Below are 16,897 nucleotides of genomic sequence, written 5' to 3'. Positions count from 1 at the left end.
CGGTCAATCGGGGCCACGGCCAGCCGCGGGCACATTGAGCGCGAAGGGCGGGACCGCGACCTCGAAGCGATGGCCATCGACGCCGACGCAGAAGAAATGTCCGCTCATGATGCCCATGGCGGCATGCAGGCGCGCACTGCTGACGTACTGGAAGGCCTCGCCGGGCTGGAGCAGGGGTTGGTGGCCGACCACGCCCAGGCCGTCGACGACCTGGGTTTCGCCGAAGGCGTCCTCGATCTCCCAGTGGCGCGAGATCAGCTGCGCCGCCACCGAGCCGGTGTTGGAGAGGGTGATCGTGTAGGAGAAGACGTAGGAATCCTCCATCGGCGAGGACTGGGTGGGCAGGTATTCGGGCCGGACATGGACGGCGAACTGGTGTTGGGGCATGGGTCAATCCTAACCAGCTTCGGGCGGTTTGTCGGCCGGCGGGCTGGCCTGGGTGGGTCGAACGGGGCCGCAAAGCTGCCACAATCTCGCGCATGAGCACCTACCGCATCGCCCCCTCCATCCTCTCGGCCGATTTCGCCCGCCTGGGCGAGGAGGTCCGCCATGTGCTGGCCGCCGGCGCCGACTGGATCCACTTCGACGTGATGGACAACCACTATGTCCCGAACCTGACCTTCGGCCCGATGGTCTGCAAGGCGCTGAAGAAGCATGCCTTCAAGCCCGACGGCACGCCCGCGCCGATCGATGTGCACCTGATGGTGCAGCCGGTCGACGCGCTGGCCGCCGATTTCGCCGACGCTGGCGCCGACCTGATCAGCTTCCACCCCGACGCCTCGACCCATGTGCACCGCAGCGTGCAGGCGATCAAGGCGCGCGGCCTCAAGGCCGGCCTGGCATTCAACCCGGCCGAGCCGCTCGACGTGCTGGACTGGGTGATCGACGACATCGACCTGATCCTGATCATGAGCGTCAACCCGGGCTTTGGCGGCCAGGGCTTCATCGATTCCGCGCTGCGCAAGATCGAGGCCGCGCGCAAGCGCATCGCCGCCAGCGGCAAGGACATCCGGCTGGAAGTCGATGGCGGCATCAAGGCGGCCAACATCCGCGGCGTCGCCGACGCGGGCGCCGATACCTTCGTCGCCGGCAGCGCGATCTTCGGCCAGTCCGACTACAAGAGCATGATCGACCACATGCGCGCCGCGCTGGCCTGACTCCGGGTTTTTGCTGCCGGAGCTAGGGTTTCTCCCTGCTTCCGGCGTCAGTTTCCCGAATGATTGCGGGGGAGAATCTGGTGGCTACCAGGAGATCTCCCGTGACTCGTGCCATCCCACCTTCCCGTCTCCTCGCTCCGGGCATCGCCCTGATGCAGCGCTTGCCGATGACGGTGAAGATGCTGGCCATGAGCGCCACGCTGGTGCTGCCGCTGTTGCTCGTCAGCGTCCTGTTGGCCAAGTCCTACTGGGATGTCCGGCATGAGTCGCTGCACGAGCTGGCCGGCCTGCGGGTGGTGCGGCAGATCACCCAGCTGGTGGACCAGGTCGGGCAGCATCAGGGCCGGGCCCGTCTGGCCATGCAGGGCGATGCCCAGGCCCAGTCGGCCCTGCCGGTCGCGCGCCAGCAGCTCAAGGCCGCCATGGCCCAGATGGATCAGGCCGTCGAGGCCGCCTCCCAGCTCGATCTGGCGGCGGACTGGACGCCGGTGCGCCAGTCCCTGGAGTCGCTGGTCGCGTCCGATGAGGTCACCGAGGCCAATGCGCTGGCCTTGCACTACCGCGAGCTGCGCAAGCTGGTGTCCCTGGTCGGCGAGACCTCGGGCCTGCTGCAGGATGCCTCGGCCTCGGGCTACTTCATGAAGGACATCGTCGTCGAGCGCATGTTGCCGATGCTCCAGACGATCAGCCACCTGCGCAACGAGGGCTCGGTCCTGTTCGCGCACCAGCAGCGCGACGGCGCCAACGCCGAGCTGCTCAATGCCGCCGTGCGTCTGGGCGGTGGCCAGACCGATGTGTTGCGCGGTCAGCTCGGTCAGCTCGATGGGCGCATGGTTGCCCTGCAGCGTGCCGGCGAGCCGCCACTCAAGGGCTGGCCGGAGTTCAAGTCCGCCGCCGACAGCCTGATCAGCAAGGTCGGCCTGACCCTGGGTTACGGAAGCTTGACCGGCAACCCCGACGACTTCTATGACGAGGTGTCCCAGGTCGTGCAGGCTCAGCTCGTCTTCGGCCAGGCCACCGCGCAACGCCTGCAGGAGCAACTGCAGGCCCGGGCCGATCAGGCGGGTCGACAGCTGATCGGCGTGACGGCCGGCGCGCTGCTGGTCATGCTGCTGCTGGCCTATGCCGTGACGGCCTTCTACCATGCGACCGTGGGCGGACTGCAGTCGCTCAACGAGGTGATCGATCGCGCGACCCAGGGCGATCTCAGCGGCGTGGTCGATATTCCCGGCCGCGACGAGATGGCGGCCATGGGCGCCAAGTTCCAGCATATGCTCGCCAGCCTGGCGGGGTTGGTCGCCGACGTGCGCAGCGTCTCGGCCGTGCTCGGTCACATGGGGCAGCAACTGGTGGCTGACAGCGGCCAGCTTTCCGAACGTACCCAGTCGCAGGCCGCCAGCCTGGAGCAGGCCACGGCCAGCGTGCGCGACGCCGCCGAGACCGTGACGCGCAACGGCGAATCGGTGCAGGAGATCAGCCGCGTCGGCGAGGTGCTGCACCGCGAAACCGAGCAGGCGCACGGGCTGATGCAGCAGACCGTGCAGGGCATGGGCACCTTGCAGGCCACCTCCCAGCGCATGAACGAGATCATCGGCGTGATCGACGGCATCGCCTTCCAGACCAACATCCTCGCGCTCAACGCGGCGGTCGAGGCCGCGCGCGCGGGCGGGGCGGGACGCGGCTTTGCCGTGGTGGCCACCGAGGTCCGCAGCCTCGCGCAGCGCACCCAGTCGGCGGCGGGCGAGGTGCGCGCGCTGATCGCGGCCTCGACCGGGCGGGTCAAGTCCTCGGTCACCGAAATCAGTTCGGTCAATGTGGTGATGGAGCGACTCGTCACCGGGATTCGCGACATCGCCGTGCGCATCGATGGCATGGCCGTGGCCAGCAAGCAGCAAAGCGTGGCGCTCAAGGAAGTGGCGCAAGCCATGGACGAGATCGACAAGGTGACCTACCAGAATGCCTCGATGGCGGACCGCACCAGCGGTCGCTGCGGCCAGCTGATGGACCGCACGTCGGACCTGACCCAGGCGGTGCAGCACATGACGCTGACCCAGGGCACCGCCGATGTCGCGATGCGTCTGGCGCAGGCCGCGCTCGAAAACATCCGGGCCAAGGGTCTGGAGCGCGCCAGCGAGGATTTCTACCAGAAGCCGGGTCGCTTCATCGACCGCGACCTCTATGTCTTCGTGCTCGACCGCGCGGGCCGCTACCTCGTCATGGGGGCCGATCGCGGCAAGACCGGCAGCTCGGTCCACGATGCCCCGGGCGTGGATGCCAAACGCCTGTTGCACGATGCCTGGGAGCGGATCGAGCAGGACGGCGGTGGCTGGGTCGAATACAACATCGTCAATCCCCTGACCTGCGACGTGCGCGGCAAGTCCTCCTTCGTGTTGCCGGTCAGCGAGCAGCTGCTGGTGGGTTGCGGGGCCTACCGCAGCGCGCTCGGCCACCACTGAGCAGCGCTTGAGCGAAAATGGCGGCTTCGCCCGCTACCCCAGCGGTCGCCGTCCGGCAGCCGCCGGCGCGGCTGGCCGCCCCACCCGCCGTGCCCGCCATCCAGACCGATCCCAACCGCATGACTGCCGGCGAACGCCGCGCCAGTTTCTCGCTCGCCTCCATCTTCGCCCTGCGCATGCTGGGGCTGTTCCTGGTGCTGCCGGTGTTCGCGCTGGAGGCGCGCCGTTACCCCGGCGGCGACGATACCGCGCTGGTCGGCCTTGCCATGGGGACCTATGGTCTGACCCAGGCCCTGCTGCAGATTCCGCTCGGCATGGCGTCGGACCGCTGGGGCCGCAAGCCGGTGATCCTGCTCGGGCTGGCGCTGTTCGCGCTCGGCAGCGGGGTGGCGGCCTGGGCGCCCAGCGTGCAGTGGCTGGTGGCTGGGCGCGCGATCCAGGGCGCGGGCGCGATCTCGGCCGCGGTCACGGCCTTCCTGGCCGACGTCACCCGCGACAGCGTGCGCACCAAGGCGATGGCGCTGGTCGGCATCGGCATCGCCTTGATGTTCGCGCTCTCGCTGGTGCTGGCGCCGCTGCTGGCGGCGCGGATCGGCCTGCGTGGCATCTTCGGGCTCACGGCCGCGTTGGCGCTGGCCGGCATGGCGGTGGTGGCCTGGGTGGTGCCGCCCGAGCCGGCCCAGCAGCGCGATGCCGGCCGTGGTGGGCTGCGCGAGGTGCTGACGCACGCCGGCCTGCTGCGACTGGACTTCGGCGTGTTCGCGCTGCACGCGGTGCAGCTGTCGATGTGGATGGCCGTGCCGGCCGTGCTGGTGCGGTCCGGGCTGGCCGCCGCCGAGCACTGGCAGGTCTACCTGCCGGCGGTGCTGCTGTCCTTCCTGGTCATGGGTGGCGTGCTGTTCCGGCTGGAGCGCAAGGGCCACCTGCGCGCGGTGTTCCTGTTCTCGATCGCGCTGATCGCGGCCGTGCAGCTGGGCTTGCTGGCGCTGGGCGACGCTCCATCGATCTGGGGCGCGGCGGCACTGCTGTGCCTGTTCTTCACCGGCTTCAACATGCTGGAAGCCAGCCAGCCCAGCTTGGTCTCGCGGCTGGCGCCGGCCGCGCATCGCGGCACCGCGCTGGGGGTCTACAACACGCTGCAGTCGCTGGGCTTCTTCGCGGGCGGCGCGGTCGGCGGCTGGCTGGCCAAGACCCAGGGCAGCGCGGGCGTGTTCGGCGTCTGCGCTGTGTTGTCGCTGCTCTGGCTGCTGCTGGCCTGGCCGATGAAGGCGCCGGCCGTGGCGGGGCCGACCCGGCATTGAAAACCGCGCTCCGCCGGCCTGTTGCCAGCGGATCAAATGCTGCACAATCCCAGCCCTGAACACTGCTTAGAGAGGTCCCACACATGGCATCCGTCAACAAAGTCATCCTGGTCGGCAACGTCGGCCGCGACGCCGAAATCCGCTACCTGCCCTCGGGCGCGGCGGTCGCCAACGTCACGCTCGCGACTTCGAGCCGGCGCAAGGACCGCAACAGCGGCGAGATGGTCGAGGACACCCAGTGGCACCGCGTCCAGTTCTTCGACCGCCTGGCCGAGATCGCCGGTGAATATGTCAAGAAGGGCCGCCCGATCTACGTCGAGGGCCGCCTGAAGTACGGCAAGTACACCGACCAGTCCGGCGTCGAGCGCAACACGGTCGACATCATCGCGACCGAGCTGCAGCTGCTCGGCAGCCGCGAAGGCATGGGTGGCGGCGACCGGGGTGGCATGGAAGAGGGCGGCGAGCGCCCGGCCTACGCCCCGCGCGCGGCGGCGCCAGCGGCGCGCCCGCCCATGGCGTCCCGTCCCGCCCCGGCACCGCGTCCGGCGCCCGCACCCGCCGCGGCACCGACCCACAGCGGCTTCGAGGACATGGACGACGACGTGCCGTTCTGATCAGAAAAACCTCAGCCCAGCTTGCCGGCCCGGAAGTCCTGGATCGCCTGGTAGATCTCGGCCTCGGTGTTCATGACGAAGGGGCCGTACTGCGCGATCGGCTCGCCCAGCGGCTGGCCCGCGATCAGCAGCACCCGGGCGTCCTCGCTGGCCTCGATGCGCACGCCGTCGGCTTCGGACGAGTTGGCCAGGATCGCCATGCGTTGCATCGGCACGGCCTGGCCGCCCAGGCTGACCGCGCCACGGTAGACATAGATGAAGGCGTTGTGGCTGGCCGGCAAGGCCTGCTCGAAGCGGGCGCCAGCCGGCAGGTGCAGGTCCAGATAGGTCGGCGCGGTCGCCTCGCGCGTCACCGCGCCGGTCACGCCATGGCTTTCGCCCGCGATCACCGTGACCGCCACGCCCTCGGCCGTGGTGAACCCGGGCAGCTCGGCCTGCCCGATGTCGCGATACCAGGGCGGATTCATCTTGTCGCGCGCCGGCAGGTTGAGCCAGAGCTGGAAGCCTTCCATCACGCCGGCTTCCTGCTGCGGGATCTCGGAGTGGATCAGGCCGCTGCCGGCCGTCATCCACTGCACGTCGCCGTTCTGCAGCAGGCCCTCGTGGCCCGCGCTGTCGCGGTGCAGCATGCGACCGGCGATCATGTAGGTCACGGTCTCGAAGCCGCGATGCGGATGGTCGGGGAAGCCGGCGATGTAGTCGTCCGGATTCTCGCTGCCGAAGGCGTCGAGCATCAGGAAAGGGTCGAGCCGGCGCTGCAGGTCCTGCGTCAGCAGGCGGGTGAGCTTGACGCCGGCGCCGTCCGAGGTCGGGTGGCCGACGATCAGGCGTTCGACGCGGCGCGGCTGGCTGACGACGGTAGCGGGGGTGGCGTTCGGGGTCATGGTCGGCACTTTCCTGATGGCAGGGCACGGCCCGGGTGGGCGCGCCCCGCGTTGCATTCAATCGAGGGGGATCAGGCGGCCAGCGCGGCTTCCAGATCGGCCTCGGCCTGGGCGAAGCCCTTGGCGGCGGCTTCCGGGCCCATGTTCAGGCCTTCGGCGAAGACGAAACGCACGTCGGTCATGCCGAGGAAGCCCAGCACCGACTTCAGGTAAGGGGTCTGGCTGTCGTTCGGGGTGTCGCGGTACAGGCCGCCACGGGCGAAGGCGACGTAGACGGTCTTGCCCTTGACCAGGCCTTGCGGGCCGGTCGCGGTGTACTGGAAGGTCACGCCGGCGCGGGCCACGGCATCGATCCAGCTCTTGAACTGCGACGAGACGCCGAAGTTGTACATCGGCACGCCCAGCACGATCGCATCGTGAGCCTGCAGTTCGGCGATCAGCGCGTCGTAGGTGGCGACGGCGGCGGCCTGCTCGGCGCTGCGCTGCTCGGCCGGGGTGAACAGGGCACCCAGCATGGTTTCGTCGAGCACCGGCACCGGGTTGGCGGCCAGGTCGCGCAGCGTGACTTCGGCGCCCGGGTTGGCGGCTTGCAGACGCTCGGTGACGCGGTTGGCGACCTTGGTCGAGTTGGCGCCTTCACGGCGGGCACTGGCGTTGATTTGCAGGATCTTCATGGTCGTTTCCTTGAGTGGGGAGGGAATGGCTCTACTGTATTTGTTGTTGGTTTGGCTGTGAATACCTCTTGATGGATATCATTGTTTCTGCAATGGAACAATCGACCGACGCCATCGATCCCAACGACCTGCTGATCTTTGCCCGCGTGGCCGAGCTCGGCAGCTTCAGCCGCGCCGCCGAACGACTCGGTTGCCCCAAGTCCACGGTGTCGCGCCGCGTGGCCGGGCTGGAAACCCAGCTCGGCGAGCGCCTGCTGCAGCGCACGACAAGGCGCCAGCAGCTGACCGACTTCGGTCGCCAGCTGCTGGAACACGCGCATCAGGTGGTGCTCGAAGTCGAGGCGGTGGCGGCGCTGCGCGAACAGCGCCAGGCCGCGCCGAGCGGGCGGCTGCGCGTCTCGATGCCGAGTGACTTCGCCAACCTGTTCCTGGGCGAGATGCTGGCGGCCTTCATCGCGCTGCACCCGGCCATCACGCTGGAGCTCGACCTGTCGCCACGCCGGGTCGATCTGCTGGCCGAGGACATCGATGTCGCGGTGCGCATCGGCGCGCTGCCCGACGACGCCTGGCTGGCCGCGCGCCGGCTGACGGTGTTCTCCAACGGCCTCTATGCCTCGCCCGATTACCTGGCCGAGCGTGGCGAGCCGGCCCACCCCGACGAGCTGCCGCGGCATCAGGCGGTGCGGCTGCTGGGCGGGCAGGGCGAGCCGGCGCCCTGGACGCTGCGCCACGGCGATCAGGTCTGGGAAGGCCTGCCACCGGGCCGGGTCAGCGCCAATTCGCCCGAGCTGCTGATCCGCCTGGCGCGCGCCGGGGGCGGCATCGCGGCCGTGCCCGACCTGTTTGCCCAGCCGATGCTGCAGCGCGGCTTGCTGCGCCGGGTGCTGCCGGACTGGTGCCTGCCGCCGCATGCCGCCTGGGCGGTGTTCCCGGGCCGCAAGCTGATGCCGGCCAAGACCCGCGTCTTCATCGACATGCTGCAGACGGCCTTGTCGGGCCGCGACGCACGGGCCGCCTGAGCGGTCGCGCCGGTCATATGCCGGCGAGGCGGGGAAAACGCCGGCTCACGCCGCCGCCAGCTTGAACACGCCGACGGCCCGGACCAGCTCATGCGCCTGCTGCTTCAGGTGCTCGGCGGCGGCGGCGCTCTCCTCGACGAAGGAGGCGTTCTTCTGCGTCACGATATCCATCTGTCCCATGGCCGTACCGGCCTGGGCCACGTTGGCGCTTTGTTCCAGGCTCGCGACGCTGATGTCGCGCATCAGGTCGGTCACATGCTTGATCGAGGTGACCACGTCGGCCATGGTGTGTCCCGCCTGGTCGACCAGCGCGGCGCCTTGCTCGACGCGTTCGACGCTGGTCGTGATCAGGCCCTTGATCTCCTTGGCGGCCTCGGCGCTGCGCTGCGCCAGCGTGCGCACCTCGCTCGCGACCACCGCGAAGCCACGGCCCTGCTCGCCCGCGCGGGCGGCCTCGACCGCCGCGTTGAGCGCCAGGATGTTGGTCTGGAACGCGATGCCATCAATCACGTTGATGATGGCGGCGATCTTGGTCGAGGCTTCGTTGATGCCCTTCATGGTGCTGATGACCTGGTCGACGACATCGCCTCCCTTGGTCGCCACGTTGGACGCGTTGAGCGCGAGCTGGTTGGCCTGCTGGATGTTGTCGGCGTTCTGGCGCGCCGTGCCGCCGAGCTCCTCCATCGAGGCGGCGGTTTGTTCCAGCGCGCTGGCCTGCTCCTCGGTGCGCTGGCTCATCGCGTGGGTATCGCTGGCGATCTGGTCGCTGCTGCTGGCAAGGCTTTCGGAACTCTGGCGCACCTGCTGGACGGTCTGGGCCAGATGCTCCTTCATCTGTTCAAGGGCGGCGATCAGTTGCGCGGTCTCGTCCTTGCCCTCGGCCCGCAGCGCCACGGTCAGGTCTCCGTTGCTCAGGCGGCGGACGGCCTCCTGGGTGCGCGCCATCGGGCCTGTCACCGAGCGCGTCATCAACCAGCCGAGCAGGGCAGCGGCCGCGATGCCCAGGACGTTGCCGGCGATCAGCACGCCGCGCGCGAATTGGTACTCGGCCTTGGCGGCTTCATATTGCTGCTGGGTGTGCTGCTCCTGCAGCTTGATGCCTTCCTGCAGTATGTCTTGCCACTGGTCGGTGGCCGGTGCGGCCTTTTCCCGCAACAGCGCCCTGGCTTCCTCGGTCTTGTTCTCCAGGCTCAGCGCGATGACCTGGCTGTTGAGCGAGCGCGCCAGCTGAAGGCCGGCATCGATCCTGGCACGCAACGCCCGCCCCTCCTCATTGGCGGGCAGTTTCTCGAGCTCGGCACGGGCGTGGTCGTAGGCGATGCGGACCGCATTGATCTTGTCGATTTCGCGCTTTCTTTCCTCGACGTCGTTGATCATCACGATATTGCGCGTCAGGCGCGAGACGGCGTGGACCTGCTGCGAGAGGTTGTTGCTGAGCGCGGCCTTGGCGTTGTTGTTCAAGACGATGTCATCAATGTTTCCATTGATTAAGCTCATCATATTGATGCTGGAAAGAGACAGAATGATCATCATCAGCGTAATGATTCCGAATGATGCGCCAAGCCTTGTCCCGATTTTGAAATCTGATGGTTTCATATTTGAATTCTAATGATGGTGATATTTTTCTGGTCATATCTTATATGACATAAATATAGTTATATTGAATATGCAAATGATAAAATTCTGCTGTCGCCAGCCAGGCTTCGTGCTGGTGCTGGCCAAAGCGATGAGGGCGGATCAGACCTTGCCGCGCGGGCGGCATCGCGTGATGGTTCTACAGGACTTGTTGGCCATGCTTGACCAGGAGCGCGACCTGGTTTCAGTTCTTGGCCTTGGCCTTGTGGCGGCGTGGCCTGGGCTCGGGCGGCAGCTCGGGCAGCGGTGCCTCGGTCGCGCTGGCGGAATGGATCACGCCGCCGCCCAGGCAGACATCGCCGTCGTACAGCACCGCGCTCTGGCCCGGCGTGACCGCCCATTGCGGCTCGTCGAAGCCGAGCGCGAAGGCGCCGTCGCCGTTGGGCGCCAGCAGGCAGGCCGCGTCGGCCTGGCGGTAGCGGGTCTTGGCGCCGTAGCGGCCCGGCGCTGGCGGCTCGCCCGCGACCCAGCTCGCGTCCTCGGCCTGCAGCAGCGGCGACAGCAGCCAGGGGTGGTCATGGCCCCGCACCACCCAGAGCGTGTTGCTCGCGACCTCCTTGCGCGCGACGAACCAGGGCTGGTGCTCGCTGCCGCCCTTGGCCGATCCCTGCTCCTTGACGCCGCCGATGCCCAGGCCCTGGCGCTGGCCCAGGGTGTAGAAGCTCAGGCCCACATGCTGGCCGATCACCCGGCCCTGGTCGTCGCGGATCGCGCCGGGCGCCTTCTGGATGTAGCGGTTCAGGAAGTCGCGGAACGGCCGTTCGCCGATGAAGCAGATGCCGGTCGAGTCCTTCTTCTTCGCGTTGGGCAGGCCGATCTCGTCGGCGATGCGGCGCACCTCGGTCTTGGGCAGCTCGCCGACCGGGAACATCGCCTTGCTCAATTGCGCCTGATTCAGCCGGTGCAGGAAATAGCTCTGGTCCTTCAGCGGGTCGCGGCCCTTGAGCAGCTGGTGCCTGCCGCTGGCCTCGTCGACGCGCACCCGGCAGTAATGGCCGGTCGCGATCTTGTCGGCGCCGAGGCGCATCGCGTGATCCAGGAAGGCCTTGAACTTGATCTCGGCGTTGCACAGGATGTCGGGGTTCGGCGTGCGGCCGGCCTGGTACTCGCGCAGGAACTCGGCGAAGACGCGGTCCTTGTATTCGGCCGCGAAGTTGACATGCTCCATGTCGATGCCGAGCACGTCGGCCACGCTGGCCGCGTCGAGGAAGTCCTGGCGCGACGAGCAGTATTCGCTGTCGTCGTCGTCCTCCCAGTTCTTCATGAAGATGCCGATCACCTCGTAGCCCTGCTGCTTGAGCAGCCAGGCGCTGACCGCGGAGTCCACCCCGCCCGAGAGACCGACGACGACACGTTGTTTGTTTGCCATGGCGGGATTATCCCAGCGCGGGCCGTTCGCAGTCCCGGGCCGGAAAATCCCCGCCACACCGAGGCCCGCCTCATCCACCGCAGCCATGGCTTGCCGGGGCAGCCCGCCGATAATCGCGATTCCAGAACAGAACCGCGAGCGATCCATGTCCAGGCTCTTCACTTTCTTCCTAGCCGGTCTGGCGCTGCTGGCCCAGGCGCGAGCGGCCGAGGTCAAGGTGGCGGTCGCCGCCAACTTCACCGCGCCGATGCGCCAGCTGGCCCAGGCCTTCGAGCAGGAGACCGGCCACCAGGCCGTGCTGTCCTTCGGCGCCACGGGCAGCTTCCATGCCCAGATCCGCCATGGTGCGCCGTTCGAGGTCCTGCTGGCGGCGGACGACGAGACGCCGCTCAAGCTGGAGCAGGAAGGCCTGGCGGTGGCGGGCTCGCGCTTCACCTACGCCACCGGCCGGCTGGTGCTGTGGAGCCGCCAGCCCGGCCTGGTCGACGACCAGGGCGAGCTGTTGCGCTCCGGCCGGTTCCAGCGGCTGGCGCTGGCCAACCCCAAGCTGGCGCCTTACGGCTCGGCCGCCATCGAGACGCTGAACAAACTCGGGCTGCTGGACAGACTCAGGCCCAAAATGGTCCAGGGCGACAACATCGGCCAGACCTACCAGTTCGTCGCGACCGGAAACGCGCAGCTCGGCTTCGTGGCGCTGTCACAGGTCCAGACGGCAGGCCGCATCGCGCAGGGCTCGGCGTGGATCGTGCCCGCCCGCCTGCATGCCCCGATCCGGCAGGATGCGGTGCTGCTGAACGCCGGCCAGGGCAATCCGGCGGCCAGCGCGCTGCTGGCCTTCCTCAAGGGCGAGCAGGCCCGCGCCCTGATCCGCGGCTTCGGCTACGAGATCTGAACCATGGTGATTCCGCTCGATGACGAAGCGCTGGCGGCGATCCGGCTTACGCTGGAGCTGGCCAGCCTGACCACGCTGCTGCTGCTGCTGATCGCGATTCCGCTGGCCTGGTGGCTGGCCAACGCTTCATCGCGCTGGAGCGCTCCCGTCGGCGCGGTCGTGGCCTTGCCGCTGGTGCTGCCGCCGTCGGTGCTGGGTTTCTATCTGCTGGTCGCGCTGGGGCCGCATGGCCCGCTGGGCCAGCTGACGCAGGCGCTGGGCTGGGGCGTGCTGTCGTTTACCTTCAGCGGGCTGCTGATCGGCTCGGTGATCTTCTCGTTGCCGTTCGCCGTGCAGCCGATCCAGCATGCCTTCGAGGCGATCGGCACCCGGCCGCTGGAGGTGGCCGCTACCCTGCGCGCCAGCCCGCTCGATGCCTTCTTCTCGGTCGCGCTGCCGCTGGCGCGCCCGGGCATCGTGACGGCGGCCATCCTGAGCTTTTCCCACACGGTGGGCGAGTTCGGCGTCGTGCTGATGATCGGCGGCAATATTCCCGGCCAGACGCGGGTGGTCTCGACCCAGATCTACGGCCATGTGGAAGCGATGGAGTACGCGCAGGCGCACTGGCTGGCCGGCGGCATGCTGCTGTTTTCCTTCATCGTGCTGCTGGGCCTGTCGCTGCTGAAGCGGCGCGCGGGACGGGTGCTGCCATGAGCGAAAGCCTCTGCCTCCGGCTGGACCTGCGGCGGCAGGATTTCGGTCTGTCGGTGAGGCTTGAACTGCCAGGGCGGGGCATTTCGGCGCTGTTCGGTCCGTCGGGCTCCGGCAAGACCACGCTGCTGCGCTGCGTGGCGGGCCTGGAGCCGCAGGCGCGCGGCCTGGTGCGCATCGGCAGCGAGACCTGGCAGGATGATGCCACCGGGCTCAGGTTGCCGACCTGGCGCCGCGACCTGGGTTACGTGTTCCAGGAGGCCAGCCTGTTCGATCATCTCGACGTCAGGCGCAACCTCGAATTCGGCCTGCGCCGCAGCGGCAGGACGGGCGGGCCGGCCGCGCTGGCGGCTGCCATCGAGCTGCTCGGCATCGGCCATCTGCTGCCGCGCTCGCCGGCACAGCTGTCGGGCGGCGAGCGCCAGCGGGTGGCGATCGCGCGCGCGCTGGCCACCCAGCCCCGGCTGCTGCTGCTCGACGAGCCGCTGTCGGCGCTCGACCCGGCGCGCCGGCGCGAGATCATGCCCTGGCTCGAAAGGATGCGCGATGAACTGAGCCTGCCGATGCTCTACGTGACCCATTCGGCCGACGAGGTGACGCGGCTGGCCGATCAGCTGGTGGTGCTGGAGGGCGGCCAGGTCAGGGCTGCCGGCCCGGTCGTCGAGCTGCTGTCGGCCATCGATCATCCCGTGCTGGCGGGCGAGGAGGCCGGTATGCTGGTGCAGGCCCGGGTGGCTGAGCGCGATGCGGCCTGGCACCTGATCCGCGCCGAATTCGATGGCGGCAGCCTCTGGGTCAGGGACAACGGCCTGCCGCTGGGCCAGCCGCTGCGGCTGCGGGTGCTGGCGCGCGACGTCAGCCTCGCGCTGCGCGAACCGCTGCAAAGCAGCATCCAGAACCATCTGCGCGCCCGGGTGGAATCGATCGCGGACGGGGAACACCCGTCACAGGCGCTGGTCAGGCTGCGCTGCGGCCAGGCCTGCCTGCTGGCCAGGGTGACGCAAAGGGCGGTCAACGCGCTGCGGCTGGCGCCGCAGACCGAGGTCTGGGTTCAGGTCAAGTCGGTGGCGGTGATCGAGTAGTTCTTATCGCGTGTCGCTGTCCGCTGTTCCGTGCGCCTTGGCGAAGGTCAGGATGACCTCGCGGATGATCTTGCGTTGCGGTGCCGGCAGCTTGAGGAAGGCGTCGAAGGTCTCGCGCTCCAGATAGCCCGCGCCTTCGTCCCAGCGCTGGCGCTGTTCGGCGACCTTGTGTCTCACCCTCTCGCCGAAGCGCAGCACCTCGGGCTCCACCTTGAGCCATTCAGCCAGGATCTGCAGTTTGTCCTGGGTCGGGATGGCCCGGTTGTTGAGCCAGCCCCACGCGGCCTGGTTGCTGATGGAGCGTCCCTGCCAGCGCAGATTGAACTCATGTTCCAGCACCGACGGGCTGGCGCCGTAGCCCGCGCGGACCATCGCGTCCCGTAGCCGCTGGCTGAACTCGATCTTTTCGTCCATCCCCGCAAGCTAAGAGGCGCTTGAACAAGAAAACAAGTTCCTGTTGATTATCATCTCAACATTCACTTGATTTCTCTCAACTAGCGGTTGAGGCCGCTCAGCATGCCCAAATCCCTGCTCGAACAACTGCCCGAGATCGTCGCCAACGGGCGCAAGCAAGCCGAAAAAATCCTCGAAAGCCTGGAGAGCCGCTCGCGCGTGCGGCTGCAGACGCGCGAGGTGGTGCTGCCGGCGCGCGACAGCGCGGCGCAGGACTGGATCACGCAGCAGAGCCGCGCGGCGCAGCGCGAGGTGTTCGCGCCCGGCCAGGTTAGCCTGCTCGATAGCCCGCAAGCCACACTGGTGACCGCATAGGTCAAAGCGCTTTGAGCTAACTTACGGCCTGATCAGAATCCTCAACCTTTACCGCACTTCATTTGATCCAGAAACCATCTATGAAAACGCCCAAACAACTCCGGCGAGAAATCCATGACCTGTCTGCCCATCTGTCACAGGTGCAGGGTGGACTGCAAAACCGATCCTCGATTAAGGTGGCCAGCATCGGAAAGGAATGCAAGAGAACTGCTGATTTACTGGCGCAGTTACTGAAAAATCAGCAGGTGCCCAGTGAATACAAGGTCGCTGTGGTTGGGCGCTTCAAGGCAGGTAAGTCATCGTTTGTGAATGAATTGCTCAATACCCAATTAGCCAGTGAAGGGACGCTTCCTGAAACTGCCGCTGTCACGACTTTCAAGTATGGGTCAAATACAAAGGCCAGCATTGGGTTTGTGGATCGCACGAAATGGCAGCAACTCAAAGTCCTGTATGCGGAGAGTCCGAAGAACTTTGATGCACATCGGATCAGTAGTTGGGAAAGTTTCTCCAAGCCCAAAAAAACCAAAGAGGGTGAGCCTGAAAAGACGTTTGATCTCGCTGGTCTGGAGCAGCAATATGTTCACGACGGAGGCTGTATTGTCTCGCTGGAGTTGGCAGCCGATGCAACGAAGAAATCAGTCACTGAGTTTCGGCGCAAGCTCAAGGAATTTACTTCTGCCAATAGTCCATTGCATTGCTTGGTGGATAGGATTGAAATCACTGCCCCGGCAGAAATTCTGGATCAGGGCGTCCTTCTGATTGATACTCCTGGGTTGGATGACACAGAGCGTTTCCGCGTGACCTTGACAGAAAAAGTCGTGGCTGATGTGGATGCGGTGTTGTTCTTGACAAAATCGGGTGCATCTTATGGTCAATCGGAAAAAGAATTTCTTTTGTCCTTGTTGCGCAAGGGGACGGTCAAGCAGCTGATTGTCGTTGTGACTCAAATTGATGAAACCTATCGCAAGATACTGGAGGAAGCTGAAGATAACGATGAAGAGCCGGAATCCATTGCTGACTGCATTGCTAGGGAGCGGACGAAGATTGCCCGTGAGATTTCAGACACACTCAGCAACTTGGGTCAGGACGACAGCTTGTACCGCTACCAGGAGCAACTTGGTCAGGTGCCGATTGCATTTACCTCGGCTCGCCTCCATCGAAACTGGAAAGAAAAGAAATCGCTACCGTTCGTGATTGATGCGACAGATCCGGGTGGCGTGGAAAAGCTCAAGGGCAGCCTGCTGTATTTGTTGTCTACTGAGTCTCGCTTGGCACAGGCTGCCGAGAATCTTGTCAAAGGTGCCAGTGGCAGCTTACTGGAGTTGCAGACCGTGCTGCAGACAAAACTGAAAGTCATGCAAAGCACCCAGAGCAAGGAGGTAGCCGAGCAAAAGCTCGACACGTTTCGCCACGAATTTGGGCAGGCTAGCCAGAGGTTTGCCCGGGCTGTTGAGCAACAAGTCAAGCTCTTGACCGATCATCTAGCCGAGCAATCCTTGCGGGACGAAATCTTGCTGGGTTACATCGGTGTATTGGCGGAACAACCGTTGTCGGCCTTGGAGTCCCATGATATGGGAATTCATTGGAAAACGCGTCGCAACGGCGGGTGGGGTCATCTGAACGGATTGCTGGTCGGTGTTGCCAACGCAGTTTTTCCCAAGGTCCAACAGCTTCTGGATGGGTATACGGAGCAGTTTGTTCAGTATGCCACGCAGTTCGGAACTTTTCTTGACCGTTTGGCGCAAGAGAGTGATCGCATTGCCATCCGGTTGGAGTTGGGCGCGACATTGTCGTTGGATGTTTCCGGCAAGCTGAAAGCATCGTTAGACCGGTCCTTGTCGCATGCCAAGAGAATTTCGACTTCCAAGAAAAATAAGGTTGTTGAGTTGCTCCATGAGTTTGTCACTGACGGCGTGGTCGATCTTGTTGCTGATAAGCGATTTATGCTGGAGAAAATTTGTGAGGCAGGAACCACCGCGCGTCAAAATCTTGAAGTGCAAAGTTTTTATCGCGAGGTTAAATCCTTGCTCAAGGATGCATTGAACGATTATTTGCAGGAAAGCTGTCGAGAGCTTGGAGAGTTCTTTTTGACTGCAGCCAAGGCTGCTCCTCGAGATGCCCTGAGCGATGTGCAAGTTCTGCTGGAGCAAGCGGCAGATAATATTCTGGCTACCACGGCTGAAAATTTGGCGAATCAGAAAGAGGCGGCTGTGAACTTCATTAATTCGATTGACGTTGAATTGCAGCAAGCCTTGGATTGTCTGCAATCGGTTAATCTACCATCTTTTCAACATGGTCTGGCCGCGGCTACAGGCTACACACTCGACAAGACGCCTCGTTTATGAGCGAACAAAAA

General features: G+C 65.7%; 16 protein-coding genes. 10 read left to right on the top strand and 6 right to left on the bottom strand.

Annotated elements, in window-relative coordinates; all coding sequences use genetic code 11:
- Positions 1 to 3: 3 nt before the first annotated feature.
- Positions 4 to 387, bottom strand: coding sequence for a Co2+/Mg2+ efflux protein ApaG (apaG, locus tag PHR85_RS07230; RefSeq protein ID WP_300052365.1), 384 nt, complete (start codon positions 385 to 387; stop codon positions 4 to 6).
- 92 nt (positions 388 to 479) lie between these two features.
- Between apaG and rpe the strand changes: the two genes are divergently transcribed.
- From rpe to PHR85_RS07210, 4 genes are all read left to right on the top strand, one after another.
- Positions 480 to 1,157 carry a ribulose-phosphate 3-epimerase gene (gene rpe / locus PHR85_RS07225; protein WP_300052363.1) on the top strand — a complete coding sequence of 226 codons (678 nt, stop codon included), beginning with the start codon at positions 480 to 482 and terminating at the stop codon, positions 1,155 to 1,157.
- 101 nt (positions 1,158 to 1,258) lie between these two features.
- Positions 1,259 to 3,613, top strand: a complete 2,355-nt coding sequence (locus PHR85_RS07220; protein ID WP_300052360.1) for a methyl-accepting chemotaxis protein — start codon at positions 1,259 to 1,261, stop codon at positions 3,611 to 3,613.
- A 119-nt stretch (positions 3,614 to 3,732) separates the two neighbouring features.
- Entirely contained in the window at positions 3,733 to 4,914 is a 1,182-nt protein-coding gene (locus PHR85_RS07215; protein ID WP_300052510.1) for an MFS transporter, read from the top strand.
- An 83-nt stretch (positions 4,915 to 4,997) separates the two neighbouring features.
- Positions 4,998 to 5,528: a single-stranded DNA-binding protein gene (locus PHR85_RS07210; RefSeq protein WP_300052358.1), complete on the top strand. Its 531-nt coding sequence runs from the start codon at positions 4,998 to 5,000 to the stop codon at positions 5,526 to 5,528.
- 11 nt (positions 5,529 to 5,539) lie between these two features.
- Here the strand turns inward: PHR85_RS07210 and PHR85_RS07205 are convergent, their stop codons facing one another.
- Together PHR85_RS07205 and PHR85_RS07200 are read right to left on the bottom strand one after the other, a co-directional pair.
- Positions 5,540 to 6,412, bottom strand: a complete 873-nt coding sequence (locus PHR85_RS07205) for a pirin family protein (protein WP_300052356.1) — start codon at positions 6,410 to 6,412, stop codon at positions 5,540 to 5,542.
- A 71-nt stretch (positions 6,413 to 6,483) separates the two neighbouring features.
- Positions 6,484 to 7,086 (bottom strand): NAD(P)H-dependent oxidoreductase, encoded by a 603-nt coding sequence (locus PHR85_RS07200; protein ID WP_300052352.1) that lies wholly within the window; start codon positions 7,084 to 7,086, stop codon positions 6,484 to 6,486.
- Between the two features lie 92 nt (positions 7,087 to 7,178).
- Here PHR85_RS07200 and PHR85_RS07195 point away from each other — a divergent pair, with 92 nt between their 5' ends.
- Entirely contained in the window at positions 7,179 to 8,105 is a 927-nt protein-coding gene (locus PHR85_RS07195) for a LysR family transcriptional regulator (RefSeq protein ID WP_300052350.1), read from the top strand.
- Positions 8,106 to 8,150: 45 nt separating this feature from the next.
- Here the strand turns inward: PHR85_RS07195 and PHR85_RS07190 are convergent, their stop codons facing one another.
- The gene (locus PHR85_RS07190) at positions 8,151 to 9,701 is read right to left on the bottom strand and encodes a methyl-accepting chemotaxis protein (protein WP_300052347.1); all 1,551 of its coding nucleotides are present in this window, start codon (positions 9,699 to 9,701) and stop codon (positions 8,151 to 8,153) included.
- 223 nt (positions 9,702 to 9,924) lie between these two features.
- Complete coding sequence (mnmA, locus tag PHR85_RS07185; RefSeq protein ID WP_300052344.1) at positions 9,925 to 11,109, bottom strand: tRNA 2-thiouridine(34) synthase MnmA; 1,185 nt, start codon at positions 11,107 to 11,109, stop codon at positions 9,925 to 9,927.
- Positions 11,110 to 11,254: 145 nt separating this feature from the next.
- On the opposite strand from mnmA, the gene modA reads away from it, so the two are divergent.
- From modA to modC, 3 genes are read left to right on the top strand one after another with little or no spacing between them, the layout of a single operon-like run.
- Positions 11,255 to 12,001, top strand: a complete 747-nt coding sequence (gene modA, locus PHR85_RS07180; RefSeq protein ID WP_300052342.1) for a molybdate ABC transporter substrate-binding protein — start codon at positions 11,255 to 11,257, stop codon at positions 11,999 to 12,001.
- Between the two features lie 3 nt (positions 12,002 to 12,004).
- Positions 12,005 to 12,694, top strand: a complete 690-nt coding sequence (modB, locus tag PHR85_RS07175; protein WP_300052340.1) for a molybdate ABC transporter permease subunit — start codon at positions 12,005 to 12,007, stop codon at positions 12,692 to 12,694.
- On the top strand, positions 12,691 to 13,773 hold the full coding sequence (gene modC, locus PHR85_RS07170) for a molybdenum ABC transporter ATP-binding protein (RefSeq protein WP_300052337.1): 1,083 nt from the start codon (positions 12,691 to 12,693) through the stop codon (positions 13,771 to 13,773). The genes modB and modC overlap by 4 nt, the downstream gene beginning before the upstream one ends.
- 3 nt (positions 13,774 to 13,776) lie before the next feature.
- On the opposite strand, the gene PHR85_RS07165 is transcribed toward modC, so the two are convergent.
- The gene (locus PHR85_RS07165; protein WP_300052334.1) at positions 13,777 to 14,187 is read right to left on the bottom strand and encodes a transcriptional regulator; all 411 of its coding nucleotides are present in this window, start codon (positions 14,185 to 14,187) and stop codon (positions 13,777 to 13,779) included.
- A gap of 102 nt (positions 14,188 to 14,289) precedes the next feature.
- Here PHR85_RS07165 and PHR85_RS07160 point away from each other — a divergent pair, with 102 nt between their 5' ends.
- Together PHR85_RS07160 and PHR85_RS07155 are read left to right on the top strand one after the other, a co-directional pair.
- On the top strand, positions 14,290 to 14,541 hold the full coding sequence (locus PHR85_RS07160) for a hypothetical protein (RefSeq protein WP_300052331.1): 252 nt from the start codon (positions 14,290 to 14,292) through the stop codon (positions 14,539 to 14,541).
- A gap of 80 nt (positions 14,542 to 14,621) precedes the next feature.
- Positions 14,622 to 16,886: a dynamin family protein gene (locus PHR85_RS07155; protein ID WP_300052328.1), complete on the top strand. Its 2,265-nt coding sequence runs from the start codon at positions 14,622 to 14,624 to the stop codon at positions 16,884 to 16,886.
- Positions 16,887 to 16,897 lie beyond the last annotated feature (11 nt).

It is taken from the genome of Malikia sp. (assembly GCF_028687635.1).
Lineage (GTDB): Bacteria > Pseudomonadota > Gammaproteobacteria > Burkholderiales > Burkholderiaceae_C > Malikia.
Note: the sequence above shows the minus strand (reverse complement) of the source record. Positions and strands in the feature narration are given on the sequence as shown.

Bases quoted from the DNA above. Each gene is read 5' to 3' on its own strand.
- modB (WP_300052340.1), top strand. From the start codon at position 12,005: ATGGTGATTCCGCTCGATGACGAAGCGCTGGCGGCGATCCGGCTTACG.
- PHR85_RS07165 (WP_300052334.1), bottom strand. From the start codon at position 14,187: ATGGACGAAAAGATCGAGTTCAGCCAGCGGCTACGGGACGCGATGGTC.
- PHR85_RS07155 (WP_300052328.1), top strand. From the start codon at position 14,622: ATGAAAACGCCCAAACAACTCCGGCGAGAAATCCATGACCTGTCTGCC.
- mnmA (WP_300052344.1), bottom strand. From the start codon at position 11,109: ATGGCAAACAAACAACGTGTCGTCGTCGGTCTCTCGGGCGGGGTGGAC.
- PHR85_RS07195 (WP_300052350.1), top strand. From the start codon at position 7,179: ATGGAACAATCGACCGACGCCATCGATCCCAACGACCTGCTGATCTTT.
- PHR85_RS07205 (WP_300052356.1), bottom strand. From the start codon at position 6,412: ATGACCCCGAACGCCACCCCCGCTACCGTCGTCAGCCAGCCGCGCCGC.
- PHR85_RS07210 (WP_300052358.1), top strand. From the start codon at position 4,998: ATGGCATCCGTCAACAAAGTCATCCTGGTCGGCAACGTCGGCCGCGAC.
- PHR85_RS07190 (WP_300052347.1), bottom strand. From the start codon at position 9,701: ATGAAACCATCAGATTTCAAAATCGGGACAAGGCTTGGCGCATCATTC.
- modA (WP_300052342.1), top strand. From the start codon at position 11,255: ATGTCCAGGCTCTTCACTTTCTTCCTAGCCGGTCTGGCGCTGCTGGCC.
- PHR85_RS07200 (WP_300052352.1), bottom strand. From the start codon at position 7,086: ATGAAGATCCTGCAAATCAACGCCAGTGCCCGCCGTGAAGGCGCCAAC.
- rpe (WP_300052363.1), top strand. From the start codon at position 480: ATGAGCACCTACCGCATCGCCCCCTCCATCCTCTCGGCCGATTTCGCC.
- apaG (WP_300052365.1), bottom strand. From the start codon at position 387: ATGCCCCAACACCAGTTCGCCGTCCATGTCCGGCCCGAATACCTGCCC.
- PHR85_RS07160 (WP_300052331.1), top strand. From the start codon at position 14,290: ATGCCCAAATCCCTGCTCGAACAACTGCCCGAGATCGTCGCCAACGGG.
- PHR85_RS07215 (WP_300052510.1), top strand. From the start codon at position 3,733: ATGACTGCCGGCGAACGCCGCGCCAGTTTCTCGCTCGCCTCCATCTTC.
- modC (WP_300052337.1), top strand. From the start codon at position 12,691: ATGAGCGAAAGCCTCTGCCTCCGGCTGGACCTGCGGCGGCAGGATTTC.